The organism is Herbiconiux gentiana (assembly GCF_024978135.1).
GTDB lineage: Bacteria > Actinomycetota > Actinomycetes > Actinomycetales > Microbacteriaceae > Herbiconiux > Herbiconiux gentiana.
Map to the genome: position 1 here is coordinate 633,379 of NZ_JANTEZ010000003.1, position 16,702 is coordinate 650,080.

The 16,702-nt window shown below is 71.0% G+C and carries 15 protein-coding genes; 7 read left to right on the forward strand and 8 right to left on the reverse strand.

The features are described 5' to 3' along the window. The first annotated feature begins 176 nt into the window (after positions 1 to 176). The gene (locus tag NVV95_RS10190; RefSeq protein ID WP_259486411.1) at positions 177 to 1,121 is read left to right on the forward strand and encodes a phosphodiesterase; all 945 of its coding nucleotides are present in this window, start codon (positions 177 to 179) and stop codon (positions 1,119 to 1,121) included. Here the strand turns inward: NVV95_RS10190 and NVV95_RS10195 are convergent. Continuing rightward, positions 1,057 to 2,688: a stealth family protein gene (locus NVV95_RS10195; protein WP_375163800.1), complete on the reverse strand. Its 1,632-nt coding sequence runs from the start codon at positions 2,686 to 2,688 to the stop codon at positions 1,057 to 1,059. The genes NVV95_RS10190 and NVV95_RS10195 overlap by 65 nt on opposite strands. A 168-nt stretch (positions 2,689 to 2,856) precedes the next feature. Here NVV95_RS10195 and NVV95_RS10200 point away from each other — a divergent pair, with 168 nt between their 5' ends. After that, on the forward strand, positions 2,857 to 3,627 hold the full coding sequence (locus tag NVV95_RS10200) for a hypothetical protein (protein ID WP_259486412.1): 771 nt from the start codon (positions 2,857 to 2,859) through the stop codon (positions 3,625 to 3,627). A gap of 55 nt (positions 3,628 to 3,682) precedes the next feature. Continuing rightward, positions 3,683 to 5,011: a DNA repair protein RadA gene (radA, locus tag NVV95_RS10205; RefSeq protein ID WP_259486413.1), complete on the forward strand. Its 1,329-nt coding sequence runs from the start codon at positions 3,683 to 3,685 to the stop codon at positions 5,009 to 5,011. 27 nt (positions 5,012 to 5,038) lie between these two features. Here radA and NVV95_RS10210 read toward each other — a convergent pair whose 3' ends face one another. After that, on the reverse strand, positions 5,039 to 6,574 hold the full coding sequence (locus NVV95_RS10210) for a carboxylesterase/lipase family protein (protein WP_259486414.1): 1,536 nt from the start codon (positions 6,572 to 6,574) through the stop codon (positions 5,039 to 5,041). A 426-nt stretch (positions 6,575 to 7,000) separates the two neighbouring features. On the opposite strand from NVV95_RS10210, the gene NVV95_RS10215 reads away from it, so the two are divergent. Continuing rightward, the gene (locus NVV95_RS10215; protein ID WP_259486415.1) at positions 7,001 to 7,228 is read left to right on the forward strand and encodes a hypothetical protein; all 228 of its coding nucleotides are present in this window, start codon (positions 7,001 to 7,003) and stop codon (positions 7,226 to 7,228) included. Between the two features lie 43 nt (positions 7,229 to 7,271). On the opposite strand, the gene NVV95_RS10220 is transcribed toward NVV95_RS10215, so the two are convergent. The 4 genes from NVV95_RS10220 to NVV95_RS10235 all read right to left on the reverse strand — a co-directional run bounded on the left by NVV95_RS10220 (position 7,272) and on the right by NVV95_RS10235 (position 10,215). Further along, positions 7,272 to 7,952 (reverse strand): hypothetical protein, encoded by a 681-nt coding sequence (locus tag NVV95_RS10220; RefSeq protein ID WP_259486417.1) that lies wholly within the window; start codon positions 7,950 to 7,952, stop codon positions 7,272 to 7,274. Between the two features lie 29 nt (positions 7,953 to 7,981). Continuing rightward, on the reverse strand, positions 7,982 to 8,656 hold the full coding sequence (locus NVV95_RS10225) for an HAD family hydrolase (protein WP_259486418.1): 675 nt from the start codon (positions 8,654 to 8,656) through the stop codon (positions 7,982 to 7,984). A gap of 65 nt (positions 8,657 to 8,721) precedes the next feature. Beyond that, a complete protein-coding gene (locus NVV95_RS10230) occupies positions 8,722 to 8,940 on the reverse strand; it encodes a DUF1653 domain-containing protein (RefSeq protein WP_259486419.1) in 219 nt (72 codons plus the stop codon). A 9-nt stretch (positions 8,941 to 8,949) separates the two neighbouring features. Beyond that, positions 8,950 to 10,215, reverse strand: coding sequence for an MFS transporter (locus NVV95_RS10235; protein ID WP_259486420.1), 1,266 nt, complete (start codon positions 10,213 to 10,215; stop codon positions 8,950 to 8,952). A gap of 55 nt (positions 10,216 to 10,270) precedes the next feature. On the opposite strand from NVV95_RS10235, the gene NVV95_RS10240 reads away from it, so the two are divergent. Genes NVV95_RS10240 through NVV95_RS10250 form a run of 3 tightly spaced genes read left to right on the forward strand, consistent with a single transcriptional unit; the run spans position 10,271 to position 14,620 of the window. After that, positions 10,271 to 10,870, forward strand: a complete 600-nt coding sequence (locus NVV95_RS10240) for a CGNR zinc finger domain-containing protein (RefSeq protein ID WP_259486421.1) — start codon at positions 10,271 to 10,273, stop codon at positions 10,868 to 10,870. Between the two features lie 43 nt (positions 10,871 to 10,913). Beyond that, positions 10,914 to 12,650, forward strand: coding sequence for an ABC transporter ATP-binding protein (locus NVV95_RS10245; RefSeq protein ID WP_259486422.1), 1,737 nt, complete (start codon positions 10,914 to 10,916; stop codon positions 12,648 to 12,650). Then, positions 12,647 to 14,620, forward strand: a complete 1,974-nt coding sequence (locus NVV95_RS10250; RefSeq protein ID WP_259486423.1) for an ABC transporter ATP-binding protein — start codon at positions 12,647 to 12,649, stop codon at positions 14,618 to 14,620. The genes NVV95_RS10245 and NVV95_RS10250 overlap by 4 nt, the downstream gene beginning before the upstream one ends. Positions 14,621 to 14,630: 10 nt before the next feature. Here NVV95_RS10250 and NVV95_RS10255 read toward each other — a convergent pair whose 3' ends face one another. Together NVV95_RS10255 and NVV95_RS10260 are read right to left on the reverse strand one after the other, a co-directional pair. Beyond that, entirely contained in the window at positions 14,631 to 16,136 is a 1,506-nt protein-coding gene (locus tag NVV95_RS10255; protein ID WP_375163806.1) for an SDR family NAD(P)-dependent oxidoreductase, read from the reverse strand. A 35-nt stretch (positions 16,137 to 16,171) separates the two neighbouring features. Further along, positions 16,172 to 16,678, reverse strand: a complete 507-nt coding sequence (locus tag NVV95_RS10260) for an 8-oxo-dGTP diphosphatase (RefSeq protein ID WP_259486425.1) — start codon at positions 16,676 to 16,678, stop codon at positions 16,172 to 16,174. Positions 16,679 to 16,702 lie beyond the last annotated feature (24 nt).

The window sequence follows — 16,702 nt, forward strand, 5'->3', positions numbered from 1 at the left end:
CGAGCGCGCCGCGTCTCGCCAATCGGGCCGTCGACGACCCGTCGCACGAGCATCCGGAAATGATCTCCGACATACTGCCGGATGTTCGCTTCTCGTTCAGATTCGCGTGCTTGAGTCGGATTGCACGACGGACGGGCCTCACCCCGGAGGCCCGCACCTCACCGAATGGAAGTCCTGTGACCGACAGAACGGCCGAGTACCCGAGGCCGAACCATTTCCTCCTGCACCTGAGCGACACCCATCTGCTGGCAGGTGGGAACAAGCTCTACGGCGTCGTCGACAGCGAGAAGCACCTGCGCGAAATCTTCGACGAGCTCGAGGCGTCGGGCGGCCGCCCCGAGGCCATCGTCTTCACCGGCGACCTCGCCGACAAGGGCGAGCCGGATGCTTACAGCCGGTTGCGTGCGATCGTCGAGCCGGCCGCCGCGCGGCTCGGGGCCGAGGTCATCTGGGTGATGGGCAACCACGACGACCGGGCCTCGTTCCGCGAGGGCCTGTTCGGCGAGGTGCCCACCGACCGCAGTGTCGACCGCGTCTACGACGTGAACGGGCTGCGCGTCATCACGCTCGACTCGACCGTTCCCGGCCACCACTACGGCGAGGTCTCGAGCGACCAGCTCGACTGGCTGGCCGAGGAGCTCGCGTTCCCGGCACCGCACGGCACCATCCTCGCCATGCACCACCCGCCCGTGCCGAGCGTGCTCGACCTCGCGGTGTCGGTCGAGCTGCGCGACCAGCGCGGGCTCGCCGAGGTGCTCGAGGGCTCGGACGTGCGCTCGATCATCGCCGGGCACCTGCACTACTCCACGAACGCCACCTTCGCGGGCATCCCCGTCTCGGTCGCGTCGGCGACCTGCTACACGCAGGATCTCAACGTCGAGCCAGGCGGAACCAAGGGCCGCGCCGGTGCCCAGGCCTTCAACCTGGTGCACGTCTACGAGCACACCGTGCTGCACTCGGTGGTGCCGATCGGCAGCTACCCGACGCTCGACCACATCAGCGCCGAGGAGACGCGTCGCCGGCTCGCCGCCCAGGGCATCGTGATCGCCGACGCGGTCAGCCCGCGGGTCTCTCCCGAACCGCCGATGACGATGCCGATCCTTCTCCCGACGGGAGTGTGACGGGGGTTCCCGCCGCCTTCTCCCACGGAGCCGGGAACGGGAAGTAGCGCTCGAGGAACGAGATCACGGCGCTGGTGCGCGTCTCCACGTCGATCTCGGGCTTCGAGCCGTCGTTGAGGCAGAACATGTCCATCGACCGCTTCTTCAGCAGCGCGTCCATCTCCTTCAGCGCCGAGAACAGCGTGGTCTCGACGTACTTCACCCGGGCATCCGTCTGCACCACCGCACGGCCCGTGAGCAGCGCGTAGTAGTGGTAGAACGAGTTCGTGACCGAGATGTCGGTGGCCGAGCGGAACGGGCTCGCCGCGGTGCGGGCGAAGGCGTCGGAGAACTCGTCCTCCATCTCGAACAGCACGCTTTTGCGCAGCGGCGCGGCGCAGTGCTCGAGGTGGCGCGTGGTGATGCGCCCGAAGCGCTGCTGCAGCAGCTCGCGGTTGACGCGGGCGGCGTTCTCGAAGCCGCTGCGGTGCAGGGCGTTGCCCCCGAGCCCGATGCGGGTGTCGGCCTCGACGAACTTGGTGATGCCGCCCGGCGAGAAGAACAGGTCGGGCGTCACCGGCCGGCCGAAGAACATGTCGTCGTTGGAGTAGAGGAAGTGCTCGCTGAGCCCCGGGATGTGGTGCAGCTGCGCTTCGACCGCGTGCGAGTTGTGCGTCGGCAGGTTCGACAGGTCTTCGAAGAAGGCCTCGCTCGGCATGATCGTGACGCGGGGGTCGTCGCCGAGCCAGTCGGGCTTCGGCGAGTCGGTCGCGATGTAGATGTTGCGCACCCAGGGGGCGAACATGTAGACGCTGCGCAGGGCGTACTTGAGCTCGTCGATCTGACGGTAGCGGGCCTCGGAGTCGTCGCCCTCGCCCACCACGTAGCTCGCCATGCGGCGGGCGCGGGCGCGCTGGAACTCGATCGCCGTGCCGTCGACCCAGGAGAAGACCATGTCGATCTCGAAGTCGACGTCGCTCGCGAGCTCGTTGAACATGCCCTCGATCGTCGTCCAGGTGCGGCCGTAGATCTCGACCGAGGTCTCGACCATCTCGTCGACGGGGATGGTGCGACGGGTCAGCGAGTTCTCCACCGGCGCCTCGACGACGTCGTCCTCGCGCTTCCAGAACTCGAGCTGAACGGCGGATGACGCCCCGTACCGCAGGCGGCCGATGGGCTCGATGCGGGGCCGGTAGAGACGGAGCACGCGGGCCTTCGGGTCGCGCGACAGGCGACCGTCGGCGACCAGCAGTGCGGGCGCACCGGGGGCCTTGGAGTAGAACGGCTCGCCGCGCATCCGCTCGACCAACGCCGCCTTCGCGCGCTTGCGGTCGCCCCACATCACCGCGAGCACCGGGCGCTCGTCGTTGCCGCGCACGAGGAGGAACGGCACGTGGGCGGCGTCGAGAGCGTCGGCGACGAAGAACAGGTCGTCGATCATCGACTCCCGCGGCGTCGAGTGGCCGTTGAGGAGGGTCAGCTGACCCTTGCGCAGGACGATGTCGTCACGGTCGAGCGCGACGGAGTGAGTCGTCGCACGGCGGAGCACGGATTCGAGATGGGGGGCTCCGGATACGTCATCGGTCACAGTCGCCTCCTAGGTCGAGAGAGTGGTGCTGGTCGTGTGGTGGGTTCTCCTGCCTGCATCGCCAGTCACTCCAGTTTACGCCCGGATGCCGATCCGGCCGCGTGTTAGCCTTACCTAAGTCGGCTGGTGACTGCGCACCCGCTCCCGATTGAAAGGGCCCATTGTCCGATGAGCTACATCCGATCCGCGGCTCTCGAGGAGACCGGCTACGTCGTCCTCGACACGTACGACCAGGCGAAGGACCCGAAGGAGTGGCTCGACCTCGAGTACGTGGCCTGGAAGTCGTCGGGCGACACGCGCTTCGCCCCGCTCGCCAGCGCGGCGGGCGAGATGGAGTGCAACGGATTCTGGAACCACACCCCGCCGCGCACCGACAAAGACGGCGTGTGGGTGGCCGCCAACGTCGCCAAGGCGCCGATCCTGAAGGCGCGCGCCGAGGAGCCCGGGGCGAACATCGGGCGCTGCCGCGTGATCGAGCTGCAGCCCAACAGCTACGCCACGGCCCTCTACAACCTGCACCAGGACGACAACAACCGGCTGAACCCCGACGGCACCGGCTGGATCGTGCGCGGGTTCTTCAACCTCTCCGACGACAAGGACTCGTTCCTCATCCTGCGGGAGGACCGCTTCGATCCCGAGACCGAGGTGCGCATCCCGCTGCCGGCCGGGGCGCAGCTGATCGTCGACACGCAGCGGTTCTGGCACGCGGTCTGGCAGAAGGGGCCGGAGCCCCGCTACTGCCTCATCACCTCCTACGAGTCGGGGCCCGAGCTCGACGCGTACATCGCCGCCCATCACGGGTCGCCGCATTCTGCGACGGTGCCGCTCGATGCGGCCTTCGTGAGCGAGGCGCAGGCGGATGTTCGGCGGAGGCTCGCGGAGCGAGCCGCCACGCTGGCGGCGCAGGGGCGCGGGGCCTGGGTCGACGACGAGGACTAGCCGCGGCGGCGGCGGCGGCGGCGCCGGTGTCGGTGGCCGCCTCTAGGGTGTGACCATGGCCACCAAGTCCGCGAGCGCATACCGCTGCACCGAGTGCGGCTGGCAGACCGCGAAGTGGGTCGGTCGCTGCGGCGAGTGCCAGTCGTGGGGCACCGTGGTCTCGGCCGCCGAGAACGAGGGCATCGGCCGGGCCGTTCGCGCCACCGTGCTCGACGCGGCTCGCATCGCCCGGCCCATCACCGAGATCTCCTCCGACATCGCGGTGCACTGGGCCACCGGCATCGGCGAGTTCGACCGGGTGCTCGGCGGGGGGCTCGTGCCCGGCGCCGCCATCCTGCTCTCGGGCGAGCCCGGGGTCGGCAAGTCGACGCTGCTGCTCGAGGTCGCCGCCAAGGCTGCTGAGGAGCACCTCCGGGTGCTCTACGTCTCGGCCGAGGAGTCGGTCTCGCAGGTCAAGCTGCGGGCCGAGCGCACCCGCTCCCTCTCCCCCACGCTCATGCTCGCGGCCGAGACCGATCTCGCCACCGTGCTCGGCCAGATCGACGCGGTGCAGCCCCACCTCGTCGTCGTCGACTCGGTGCAGACCGTGTCGAGCTCGTCGCTCGACAGTGCGGCCGGCAGCCCCACCCAGGTGCGGGAGGTGGCGTCGTCGCTGATCCGGGTGGCGAAGGAGCGCTCGATCCCGCTGCTCCTGGTGGGCCACGTCACGAAAGACGGCTCGATCGCGGGGCCGCGCGTGCTCGAGCACCTGGTCGACGTTGTCTGCCAGTTCGAGGGCGACCGGCAGACGGCGCTGCGCTTCGTGCGCGCGCTGAAGAACCGCTTCGGGCCCACCGACGAGGTGGGCTGCTTCGAGATGAGCGCCGACGGCATCGCCGAGGTGCCCGACCCGAGCGGGCTCTTCCTGTCGCGCGGGTCGGAGACCGTGTCGGGCACCTGCGTCACCGTCGCGCTCGAGGGCCGGCGGGCGCTGCCGGTCGAGGTGCAGGCGCTCGTCGTGAAGACGCCGTCGCCCAACCCACGCCGGGTCACGAACGGCGTCGACTCCTCGCGGGTGGCGATGATCCTGGCGGTGCTCGAGCGGCGCGCCAAGATCTCGCTCAGCGACAAAGACGTCTACGTCTCGACCGTCGGCGGCGTGAAGCTCACCGAGCCGGGTGCCGACCTCGCGATCGCGCTGGCGCTCGCCTCGGCGGCCGGCGACCGGCCGCTCGCCCATGACCTGGCCGCCTTCGGCGAGATCTCGCTCGCGGGCGAGGTGCGCCCGGTCGCCTCGAGCCGCACCCGCGCGGCGGAGGCCAAGCGCCTCGGCTTCACCACGATCATCGACGACGACTCCCGTCAGCTCCTCCGCGCGCTCACCCAGGCCTTCGCGGGCCGCTGACCCGGGCCGGGGTACCGCCCTCGCGCCTCACACGTGCGGCACGAAGTCCTGCCACGCGATCCGCCGAGCCGCCCGCGGATCCGCCTCGACCCGATCGACGGCGTCGATGATCAGCGTCAGCCGCTCCGTCTCGTCGTAGGCCGGCCACGCGGCGGCATCGACCGAACCGTCGTGGGCGAAGCGCAACCAGTGGCCGCGCATCCGCTTGCCCGTGCGGAGGAACGCGCGGCGCCCGCCCAGCACCGTCATCGTGCGCCCGAACCACCCGCCCAGACGGTCGAACACGGCGAACAGCTCGAGCCCGTGCGTGGCGTCGAAGCCGGCCAGGCGCACCAGCCGCGGCGCGATGTCGAAGCGGTAGAAGTGCACCGGGGCGTAGCGCGAGTGCCGCTCGGCCACCTTCACGGTGGGGTACCAGAACGCGTAGTCGCCGCCGAAGTCGGCCGCGGGGCGCTTCGCCGGCAGCCCCGGGTACTCGGCCTTGATCGCCTTGCGCGCGCTCTTCTTCGTGCGCTTGAAGATGGCCCGGATGCGCTTCGGCGTCGTCGCGAGGATGTCGAGCCGCCCGGTGAACAGCGACCCCTCGCGGTCGTTCGTGCCGATGATCAGCGGCACCCGCGCCGCCCGCCCCTCCTTGAACGCGTCGAGCGGCCGATCGGGCAGCACGTCGCCGTCGATCACCGGCGAGAGGGCGATGGTGCCCGGATGCGCATCCGGGGTGCGCAGCGTCAGGGTCACGGCCGCGGCCGCCAGCTCGTCGGCCGTCGCGTCGACGAGCACCTGTCCGGCGAGGTCGTCGGAGGCGGACTCGACCCCGTCGGTGTCGACCGACTCCAGCAGCAGCTCGACGAACTCCTCGGCCCAGACGGCCGTGGTCTCGGGCAGGTAGACGGCGTTCGGCGGCGGGCTCTGTGCGATGGCGCGGGCGAAGAGGCCGTGCGCGGCGGGGGTCGCCATCAGCGTCGTGACCGCGTTGCCGCCGGCCGACTCGCCGAACAGCGTGACGTTGTCGGGGTCGCCCCCGAAACCGCGGATGTTCGCCCGGACCCACTCGAGCGCCGCGACCTGGTCGCGCAGCCCGAGGTTCGCCTCGATCGGCCGTTCGGGCGTCGAGTAGCGGCGCAGGTCGAGGTAGCCGAGGGCGCCCAGCCGGTAGTTGAAGCTGACGTAGACGACGCCGCCCTCACGCACCAGCGTCTCACCGTCGCGCGGATGCTCGGCCGACGACCCGACGCTGTACGCGCCCCCGTGCACGAACACCATCACGGGAAGCCCGTCGCGGTCGTCGGCCGGGCGCAGCACGTTGATGCTCAGGCAGTCCTCGGCCATCGGCGTCGAGCGCGAGGTGCCCACGAAGGCCCCGTCGCGCGACTGCATGGCGACCGGGCCGAACGACCGGGCGTCGCGGATGCCCGCCCACGGCCGCACGGGCTGCGGCGCCCGGAAGCGCCACTCGCCCTCGGGCGCCGCGGCGAACGGCATGCCGCGCCACCAGCGCAGTCCCCTCCGCTCCGCACCGCGCACCCGCCCGCCGGAGACGTCGACCTCGAGCGCTGCATCCACCTCGGCATCGTAGCCGGACGGAGTGAACGGGCTGCTCCGCCGGGCATCCGCCGCGCATCCGCCGGATGGACCCGGAACGTCATCTGAACGACTTCTGTGATGACCGGAGCGTCGTGATCTCCGGTCCCTGGGAGCGGGCGGTACGGTGAGCCCAGGTGGCGGGACGCGGTTTGGGGACGGTCCCGCCACCGTGTTTCCGGCCGCGGACGCCCGACCCGGTGGTCGGAGCTCGGCAGCACGACGGTTGTCGTGGAGGTCTCCGCACCGATAGTGTCGGCGGGTCCGACCCGACTTCGTCTGCGTCGTGATGACCGAGGCCCGCCGAGGGAGCACCCACTCCCGAGGGCCGCCGGTGCAGACTCCCCGTCGGCCGAGCCCCAAACGACGCCGGCGGGGAGTCCTCCCGCCGCCGTCGAAAGGAACGCGATGGATCCGCTGTCGAGCCTCGTGCTGACGATCGTCGTCATCGTCGTGGGCTTCCTCGTCCTGGCGAGCGTCATCCGCTCTTCAGTGCGCAAAGGCATCGAGGACGTTCTGTACAAGCAGAATCCCGACAAGACGTGGGCGGCGCATCCGTGGCTGCTGTCCGCCGTGCAGCAGGCTGTGGCAGAGACGAGGGCGCACGACCCGAAGGGCCCCGACGCGTCCGCCTGAGCCCGTATCCGCTGGAGGGCGTCAGAACCGGCGGCGGGACCCGCTAGTTCAGGATGAACTGCTTCGAGTCGGCCGACGGGATGCCCGCGACCGAGACGTCGAGGTGGTACGAGGCGCCGGCGGCCGGGACGATGGGGCGGTCGGTCGCCGAGCAGGTGTCGGTCGAGGAGCGGGTGCGGTCCCAGGTGAACGGGGTCGACGAGACCGCGACGCCGGGCTGCAGCACGGCGGTGGTGTCGGAGGGGTCGGTCTGGCAGTCGGTCGAGACCCAGTAGGTCTCGCTCCCGCTCGTGATCGTGTAGATCTGCTGCGAGGTGCCCGCGTTGATCGAGCAGGGCTCCGCGCCGGTGTTCGTGATGGTGAACGAGAGCTGAGGCTTGGCCGAGGCGTCGTAGGTGTCGGCGTCGGTGACCGGGCTCACCTGGATGTTGCCGCCCGCGCAGGCCACGACCTCGCCCGTCGCGGCTGCGCCGGCGTCGGCACCGGTGTCGACCGAACCGGGGGTGGCGGCCGCATCCGGAGCCTGACCGGACGCCGCATCGGTGGCGGCCGGCGAGGCGGTGGGTGCCGCGGCGCCCCCGGTCTCGGCCGCGCCGGAGCCCGGGCGCACGACGATCAGCACCACGACCGCGATGATCGCGGCGAGGATCAGCAGCACGAGGAGCCTCCGCCGCCAGTAGACCTTCTTCGGCTGCGGACCCACGGGATGCCTGAGTGTCGACATGCCCTCAATCTAACGAGCGAAGGGCCCGATCACGGGGCGGATGCGCCGCGAGTTGCGAGACCGAGGGCCGAGAGGAGCGCCGCCGCGTCGTCGTGGGTCTCGGTCGCACCCGCCTCGACGAGGGCCTCGCGGTCGACACCACCGCTCCGCACGGCGATGCCCCGGATGCCCGACCGCCCGGCCGCGACCATGTCCCAGCGCGCATCCCCCACCATCACCGCGTCGGAGGCCTCGACGCCGGCCCGCTCGAGCGCCACCTGCAGGATGTCGGGCTCGGGTTTCGCGGTCTCGACGTCGTCGGCGTTCGTGGCGGCGTCGACGTAGTCGTCGGCGTCGAGCACGCCGCGCAGGATCTCGAGCTCGTCGGCGGCCGCGGAGGTGGCGAGGACGATGGTCTTGCCCTCCTCGTGCAGCGCACGGAGCAGCTCGCGGGCACCCGGGAGGGGCCGGAGCTGGTCGGCCGAGTCCTTGTAATGGCGGGCGTGCAGCTCCTTGGCGCGATCGCCGAGCTCGTCGGCGTCGTCGCCCAGCAGCTCCTCGAGCAGGCGGCTCGAGTCCATGCCGAGCGCCTGGTGGATGCGCCAGGCCGGCACCGGGTGACCCACCTCTACGAACGCGCGCACCCAGGCGCTGACGTGCTGGTAGTTGGAGTCGACGAGCGTTCCGTCGACGTCGAAGAGCACGGCGCTCTCGGGGATCGGCATGGAGACTCCTTCGTGTCGAACCCTCCACCCTGCTCCCGTCGGGACGGGGTGACCACCCCCTTGCGTCAGGCGACGCGGGCGAACCGGGGGCCGCTGTACCCGTCCCGCTCGACGTGCTCGGTGAACATCGCGAGCGGCCGCACCCAGAACGAGTAGTCGTCGTAGAGCTTGCGGTAGAACACGAGCTGCTCCTCGGTCTCGCTGTGCCGGCCCACCCCGACCACCTCGTACCGCGCGCCCTTGAAGTGCTCGTAGATGCCGGGTTCGAGGTGCGCGGGCTGCATGCGAGAAGTCTAGGCAGCGGCGGCCGGCTGCACCTCTTCGATGCGGCGCATCCGCCTCACCGGCGACAGCGCCACCGGGATCGTCGCCACCGCCATCAGCCCCGCGCCGATCGACCCGGCCGCCCACGGGCCGAGCAGCGAGACGAGAGCCCCGCCGGCCAGCGCCCCGATCGACAGCGCACCCCACGACACGAGGCGATAGCCGGCATTGGCCCGCCCCCGCATCGTCGGCTCGACCGCCAGCTGGCGCAGGCTCACCGCCTGCGAGTTCGCCACCCCGATGCCGAGCCCCGAGAACACGAAGCCGGCCGTCAGCACCACGAGCGAGACGACGGATGCGGACCCGGCACCGAGCACGGCGACGAGCGGCGCCGAGTTGCCGATCAGCATGGCCGCCACGAGCGATCGGCCGTAGCCGAAGCGGGCCGTCAGTCGCGCGCTGAGCAGGCTGCCGGTGAAGGCTCCGACGCCTCCGGCCATCAGCACCAGCCCGAGGGCGGCGGGCCCGAAGTCGTAGTCGCGCAGCACGAGCAGCGCGAGGGCGAGCATCAGGATCTCGTTGCCGAGGTTCCACAGGGTCGCCTCCGACAGCAGCGCCCGCAGCACCCGATGCCGGAGCAGCACGGAGATGCCCGCGCGGGCCTCCCGCCAGGCCGATGGCTTTTGGCCCTGCGCCGGCTGCGGCACGCGCTCGGCCACCCGGAGCCGGAGCAGCAGGACCCCGGAGATCCCGAAGCCCACCGCGTTCAGCAGCAGGGCGAACGGCGCCGTGACGAGCTGCACGAGCAGGCCGCCGGCTCCGGCACCGGCCACCCCGATGGCCGACTGCGCCGCGGTGATGCGGGCGTTGGCGTCGATCAGCTGATCCTCCTCGACCACCTGGGGCACGAACGAGAACTCGGCGAGGGTCGACAGCACGGCGAACGAACCGAGCAGCGCGGCCGCGGCGACGAGCAGCGGGATGCTCAGCCAGCCGGCGAGCGCGAGGCCGCACACGATCGCCAGCAGCAGGCCCCGCCCCAGATCGGCGGCCACGAGCAGCGGGCGGCGCGCGCGCCGGTCGACGACCACGCCGAGCCACAGGGTGAGCAGCAGGTAGGGCACGAGCAGGGCCGCCCGCACGAGCGACAGCTCGGTCGCGGAGGCCGCGAGCGTCACGACCGCCAGCACGGGCACGGCGAGCTCGCCGATCTCCGTGCCGAGGCCGGCGACCGCACCGGCCGCCCAGACGCGGCGAAAGGGACGGGACTGCCAGGCGCTCGTAACCGTCATCATGCTTTGGGAGGTTACTAGTCTGCCGCCGTCACTGCAATGGTGGTTACGATGGAGCATGAGCACGATCGGGCCGCAGGCCCCCGGCGAACTGGAGTTCGTGCGGGCCTTCGTCAACAGCGTCGACCTCGAGACCGGGGTCGACGCGCTGCGGGACGAGGCGTCATGGCGGGAGTGGGCGCGCGCCGCCGGGGCGGGTGCGGCCGGGGCGGGTGCGGCCGGGGCCGATGCCGCCGGGGTCGACGCCGCCGCCTCCGTCTCGCCGGCCGCTCTGCGGCGAGCGCGGGCCTTCCGCGAAGAGCTCCGGCTGGCCCTCCTCGCCAACCACGACCGCGAGCCCCTCCCCGCCTCGACGGCCGCGGCTCTCACCGCCGCCGCGCGCCGAACTCGGGTCGAGCTGCTTTTCGCGCCGTCGGGAGTCGAGTACGCGGGCGCCACCTCAGGCCTCGACGGCGTCGTCGCCCGGGTAGTCGCGGCGACGGCGGGCGCCCTGGCCGACGGCTCCTGGTCTCGGCTGAAGGCCTGCCGCAACGATGCCTGCCGCTGGGGCTTCTACGACCACTCGCGCTCCCGCACGGGGCAGTGGTGCTCGATGGCGATCTGCGGCAACCGCGCGAAGCAGACTCGCTGGCGCACCGCCGGCGCGCGAGTGGAATGATCGAGGTGTCCCCGGCTCCCCCATTCCGAGCGAAAGGCTCCGCGTGACCCTCCTTCGTCTGCTCGGCCGCTACCTGCGACCGCACTGGCGACCCATCGCGCTGGTCGTGCTGTTCCAGCTCGTGCAGTCGGTCGCCTCGCTCTACCTCCCCACCCTCAACGCCGACATCATCGACCAGGGCGTGGCCCGGGGCGACACCGCGTACATCCTCTCGACGGGGCTCTGGATGCTCGGCATCACGGTCGTGCAGGTGGCGGCCGCGATCACCGCCGTCTACTTCGGCGCGAAGGTCGCCATGGCGCTCGGGCGCGATCTGCGCGGCGCGATCTTCCACCGGGTCGGGGAGTTCAGCGAGCGCGAGGTCTCCCGATTCGGCGCCCCGTCCCTGATCACCCGCTCGACGAACGACGTGCAGCAGGTGCAGATGCTCGCTCTGATGACCTTCACCCTGCTCGTGTCCGCGCCGATCCTCGCCATCGGCGGGATCGTGCTGGCCCTGCAGCAGGACCTCGAGCTGAGCTGGATCATCGCGGTCAGCGTTCCGGTGCTGCTCGTCTCGCTCGGCGCGATCATCGTGCGCATGGTGCCGCAGTTCCGGCGCATGCAGGGCCGCATCGACACGGTGAACCGCGTGCTGCGCGAGCAGCTGACGGGCATCCGCGTGGTGCGCGCCTTCGTGCGCGAGGGCATCGAGACCGACCGCTTCGCCCAGGCGAACGCCGCGGTCACCGACTCGGCCCTGCGCGCCGGCCGGCTGATGGCACTGATGTTCCCGACCGTCATGCTCATCCTGAACGTCTCGAGCGTCGCGGTGATCTGGTTCGGTGCGTTCCGCATCGACGAGGGGTCGATGCAGGTGGGCACGCTCATCGCCTTCCTCAGCTACCTGGTGCAGATCCTGATGGCGGTGATGATGGCCACCTTCATGGCCATCATGATCCCCCGCGCCTCGGTCTGCGCCGACCGCATCACCGAGGTGCTGCAGACCGAGACCTCCGTCACCCGCCCCGGCAACCCGGTGCACGAGCTGCGCGCGCATGGCACGGTCGAGCTGCGGGGCGCGTCGTTCTCGTACCCGGGGGCCGAGCAGCCGGTGCTGCGCGACCTCGACATCATGGTCGAGCCGGGGCAGACGCTCGCGATCATCGGCTCGACGGGCGCCGGCAAGACCACCCTGGTCAACCTGCTGCCGAGGCTCTTCGACGCCACGGGAGGTCAGGTGCTGGTCGACGGCGTCGACGTGCGACAGCTCGACCCCGACCTGCTCTGGTCGCGGATCGGCCTGGTGCCGCAGAAGCCCTACCTGTTCTCGGGCACCGTCGCCTCGAACCTCCGCTACGGCAAGCCCGACGCCACCGACGACGAGCTCTGGCACGCGCTCGAGGTGGCCCAGGCCGCCGACTTCGTGCGCGAGCTCGACGGCGGGCTCGACGCCCCGATCGCGCAGGGCGGCACCACGGTCTCCGGCGGTCAGCGGCAGCGCCTCGCGATCGCGAGGGCCCTCGTGAAGCGCCCCGAGATCTACGTGTTCGACGACTCCTTCTCGGCGCTCGATCTGGCGACGGATGCGCGGTTGAGGCGTGCCCTCAAGGCCGACGTGAGAGGGGCCACCCTGGTCATCGTGGCTCAGCGGGTGTCGACCATCGTCGACGCCGACCAGATCATCGTGCTCGACGACGGTGAGATCGTCGGCCGGGGCACCCACGACGAGCTGCTCGTCTCGAGCGAGACCTACGCCGAGATCGTCTCGTCGCAGCTGACGGCGGAGGAAGCGGCATGAGCGGGCCGGGGAACGGAGCCCAGCGCGGTCCGGTGCGTCGCGGCGGCCCGGGCGGAGGCGGCCCCTTCGGCGGGGCAGGGCTTCCGACCGAGAAGTCGATGACCTTCGGTCCGTCCGCGAAGCGGCTGATCCGCCGTCTCGCTCCGCACCGCGTGCCGGTGCTGGTCGTGATCGTGCTCGGCATCGTCAGCGTCGTGGCCACTGTGCTCGGCCCGTGGCTGCTCGGTCAGGGCACCAACATCATCTTCGCGGGCGCCTTCGGCAAGGCACTTCCCGCGGGGTCCACCAAGGAGCAGATCGTCGAGGGCCTCCGCGCGAGCGGCGACCAGACCCAGGCCGACCTGCTCTCGGGCATCGATCTGGTGCCGGGCCAGGGCATCGACTTCGACCGCCTCGCCCTGGTGCTCGGCCTCGTGCTCGTGCTCTACGTGGCCGCGTCGATCTTCTCCTGGGTGCAGGGCCGCCTGCTGAACACGATCGTGCAGCGCACCACCTACTCTTTGCGCGAGGAGGTCGAGACGAAGATCAACCGGCTGCCGCTCGGCTACTTCGACCGCATGCCCCGGGGCGAGCTGCTGAGCCGCGTCACCAATGACATGGACAACGTGGCGCAGAGCCTGCAGCAGACGCTCTCCCAGCTGCTGACGAGCATCCTGACCGTCGTGGGCATCCTCGTGATGATGTTCGTCACCTCGCCGCTGCTCGCCGTCATCTCCCTCGTCACCATCCCGCTGACGGTCGTCATCACGACGGTCATCGCGAAGCGCTCGCAGAAGCTCTTCGTCGCCCAGTGGGCGAGCACCGGCCAGCTGAACGCCCAGGTCGAGGAGAACTTCACCGGCCACGCGCTGGTCAAGGTCTTCGGCCGCCAGCGCGAGACCGAGGCGGCCTTCCGCGCGAAGAACGACGAGCTCTACCGGGCGTCGTTCGGCGCGCAGTTCGTCTCGGGCATCATCATGCCCGCCATGATGTTCGTGGGGAACCTGGTCTACGTCGTCATCGCCGTGGTCGGCGGGCTGCAGGTCGCGCTCGGCGCGCTGAGCATCGGGGCCGTGCAGGCGTTCATCCAGTACTCGCGCCAGTTCACCCAGCCGCTGACCCAGCTCGGCTCGATGGTGAACCTGCTGCAGTCGGGCGTCGCCTCGGCCGAGCGCGTGTTCGAGCTGCTCGACGCCGACGAGCAGGTTCCGGATGCCGTGCCCGCCCTCTCCCCCACCGAGAACCGCGGGCGGCTGGTGTTCGACGACGTCTCGTTCCGCTACCTGCCCGACAAGCCGCTGATCGAGCACCTCTCGCTCGTGGCGGAGCCGGGCCAGACCGTCGCGATCGTCGGCCCCACCGGAGCCGGCAAGACGACCCTGGTCAACCTGATCATGCGCTTCTACGAGCTCGACGCCGGGCGCATCACGCTCGACGGCGTCGACATCGCCCGGATGACCCGGCGCGACCTGCGCTCCCGCACCGGCATGGTGCTGCAGGACACCTGGCTCTTCGGCGGCACCATCCGCGACAACATCGCCTACGGCAACCCCCCGGCGAGCGAGGAGGAGATCCTCGATGCGGCGCGGGCCACCTACGTCGACCGCTTCGTGCATTCGCTGCCCGAGGGCTACGACACCGTGCTCGACGACGAGGCCTCGAACGTCAGCGCCGGCGAGAAGCAGCTGCTCACCATCGCGCGGGCGTTCCTCGCGAAGCCGAGCGTGCTCATCCTCGACGAGGCGACCTCCTCGGTCGACACCCGCACCGAGCAGCTGGTGCAGAAGGCCATGTCGGCGCTCCGGGCCGACCGCACGAGCTTCGTGATCGCGCACCGGTTGTCGACCATCCGCGACGCCGACCTCATCCTGGTGATGGAATCGGGGTCGATCGTCGAGCAGGGAACGCACGCCGAGCTGCTGGAGGCCGGGGGCGCCTACGCCGCCCTGTACGAGGCGCAGTTCGCGTCGGCGTCCTCGAGCACCGAGTGACCCCGGCGCCTCACCAGGCGGCGGGCGCGTAGTCCTTCAGGAAGACCCCGAACAGGTCGTCGCCCTGCTCGCCCCGTACGATCGGGTCGTACACGCGCGCGGCGCCGTCGACGAGGTCGAGCGGTGCGTGGAACCCCTCCTCGGCCAGCCGCACCTTGGTGGGGTGCGGGCGCTCGTCGGTGATCCACCCGGTGTCGACGCTCGTCATCAGGATGCCGTCGCTCTCGAACATCTCCCGCGAGCTCGTTCGGGTGAGCATGTTCACGGCGGCCTTCGCCATGTTGGTGTGCGGATGCCCGGGGCCCTTGTAGCCCCGGGCGAACACCCCCTCCATGGCGCTCACGTTGACGACGTACCGCCGCCGGGCCGGGCTGGCCGCGAGAGTCGGACGCAGCCTCGAGATCAGGATGAACGGCGCCGTGGTGTTCGCGAGCTGCACCTCGAGCATCTCGAGCGGGTCGACCTCGTCGACGCGCTGGGTCCAGGAGTTGACGTCGTGCAGGTCGGGCACGAGGCCGCCCGCGTCGATCGCGGTGCCGGCCGCGTGGCGAGCCAGGGAGCTCGACCCGGCGGCCATCGCCTGGGCCGTCAGCTCGTCGGCCCGGGTGGTCAGCCCGTCGGCCAGCTCCGTGAGCTCCTCGGCCTGCGCGGCGGCCGAAGCGAGGATCGGGTGGGCGCTCACCGAGCGGGCCAGAGCCTGCGGATGCGGGTCGTTCGTGTGCCCGAACGTCACCAGCTCGGGCAGCGGCCCGTCGGGGAGGGGAGCCAGCTCGGCCTCGACCAGCGGCCGGTAGGCGCCGGGCGAGCGCCGCACCGTCTGTGTGGCGTTGTTGATCAGGATGTCGAGCGGACCGGCGGCGGCGAGCTGGTCGGCGAGCCCGATCACCTGGGCGGGGTCGCGGAGGTCGATGCCGACGACGGTCAGCCGGTGCATCCACTCGCCCGCATCGGGCAGGCTGGCGAAGCGGCGCACGGCGTCGCGCGGGAACCGGGTGGTGATCGTGGTGTGCGCACCGTCGCGGAGGAGCCGCAGGGCGATGTGCATCCCGATCTTGGCGCGGCCGCCGGTGAGCAGCGCGTGCCGCCCGGTGAGGTCGGTGCGGGCCTCGCGCTTGGCGTGGTTGAGCGCTGCGCAAGAGGGGCAGAGCTGGTGGTAGAAGCCGTCGACGAGCGTGTAGGGCTGCTTGCAGATGTAGCACTTGCGCGCTTTCAGCAGCGTGCCCGCCGAGGCGGCCGTGCTCGAGCTGCCGATGGCCAGCCCGCGGGTCTCGTCGTCGATGCGGTCGGGGGCACCTGTCGCGGTCGCGGCCACCACGCTGCGGTCGGCCTCGGCGATCTCGGCGCGGATCTCGCGGCGCCGCTTGCGCTTGACCGCCTTGAACATCTTGGCCGTGGCCCGGCGCAGCACCACGAAGTCGGGATGCTCCTCGTCCAGCTCGGCGACGTCGGCCAGCACCTTCAGCGCGAGCGCGAGGTCGGCCGGGTCGATCGCGGGCTCGGCGGACTGATCGGGCAGATCGGGCTGGTCGGTCGCGGAAGGCACACGAGATTCTACGGGCTCGGGACGGGGTCGTGCAGTTCGTGCTCGCTCACCGTCGCGCAGTCCTCGCCGAAGACGAAGTCGCCGAGCACCCGCTCGCCCGCGAGCACGGCCGGCAGCCAGTACTTCGCGTCGTCCCACATCTCGCCGAGCGGCAGCTCGTCGACCGGGAACCAGTCGGGGGATACCTCGTCCGACTCCTGCGGCTCACCCGCGAAGCGCGACCCCACGAACACCGTCGAGTCCTGACTCCAGTTTTCGCGGAACGGGAACGCGAACTTCACCAGCCCCATCTCCGTGAGGTCACCGGGCTCGACCACGAGGCCCGACTCCTCCTCGATCTCGCGCACGATCGCCTGGAGCGCGGTCTCGCCCGGCTCGATCTTGCCGCCGAGACCAACGATGTTGCCCGAGCCGAGGCCCGTCTTCTTGCGCCCCAGCAGCACCTCGGTGCGACCGTCGACGCCGAGGCGCGTGAGGAAGGCGACGCAGACCTGGTAGGGCGAGACGGGAGACACCCGTGGATCGTATCCCGCCCATGT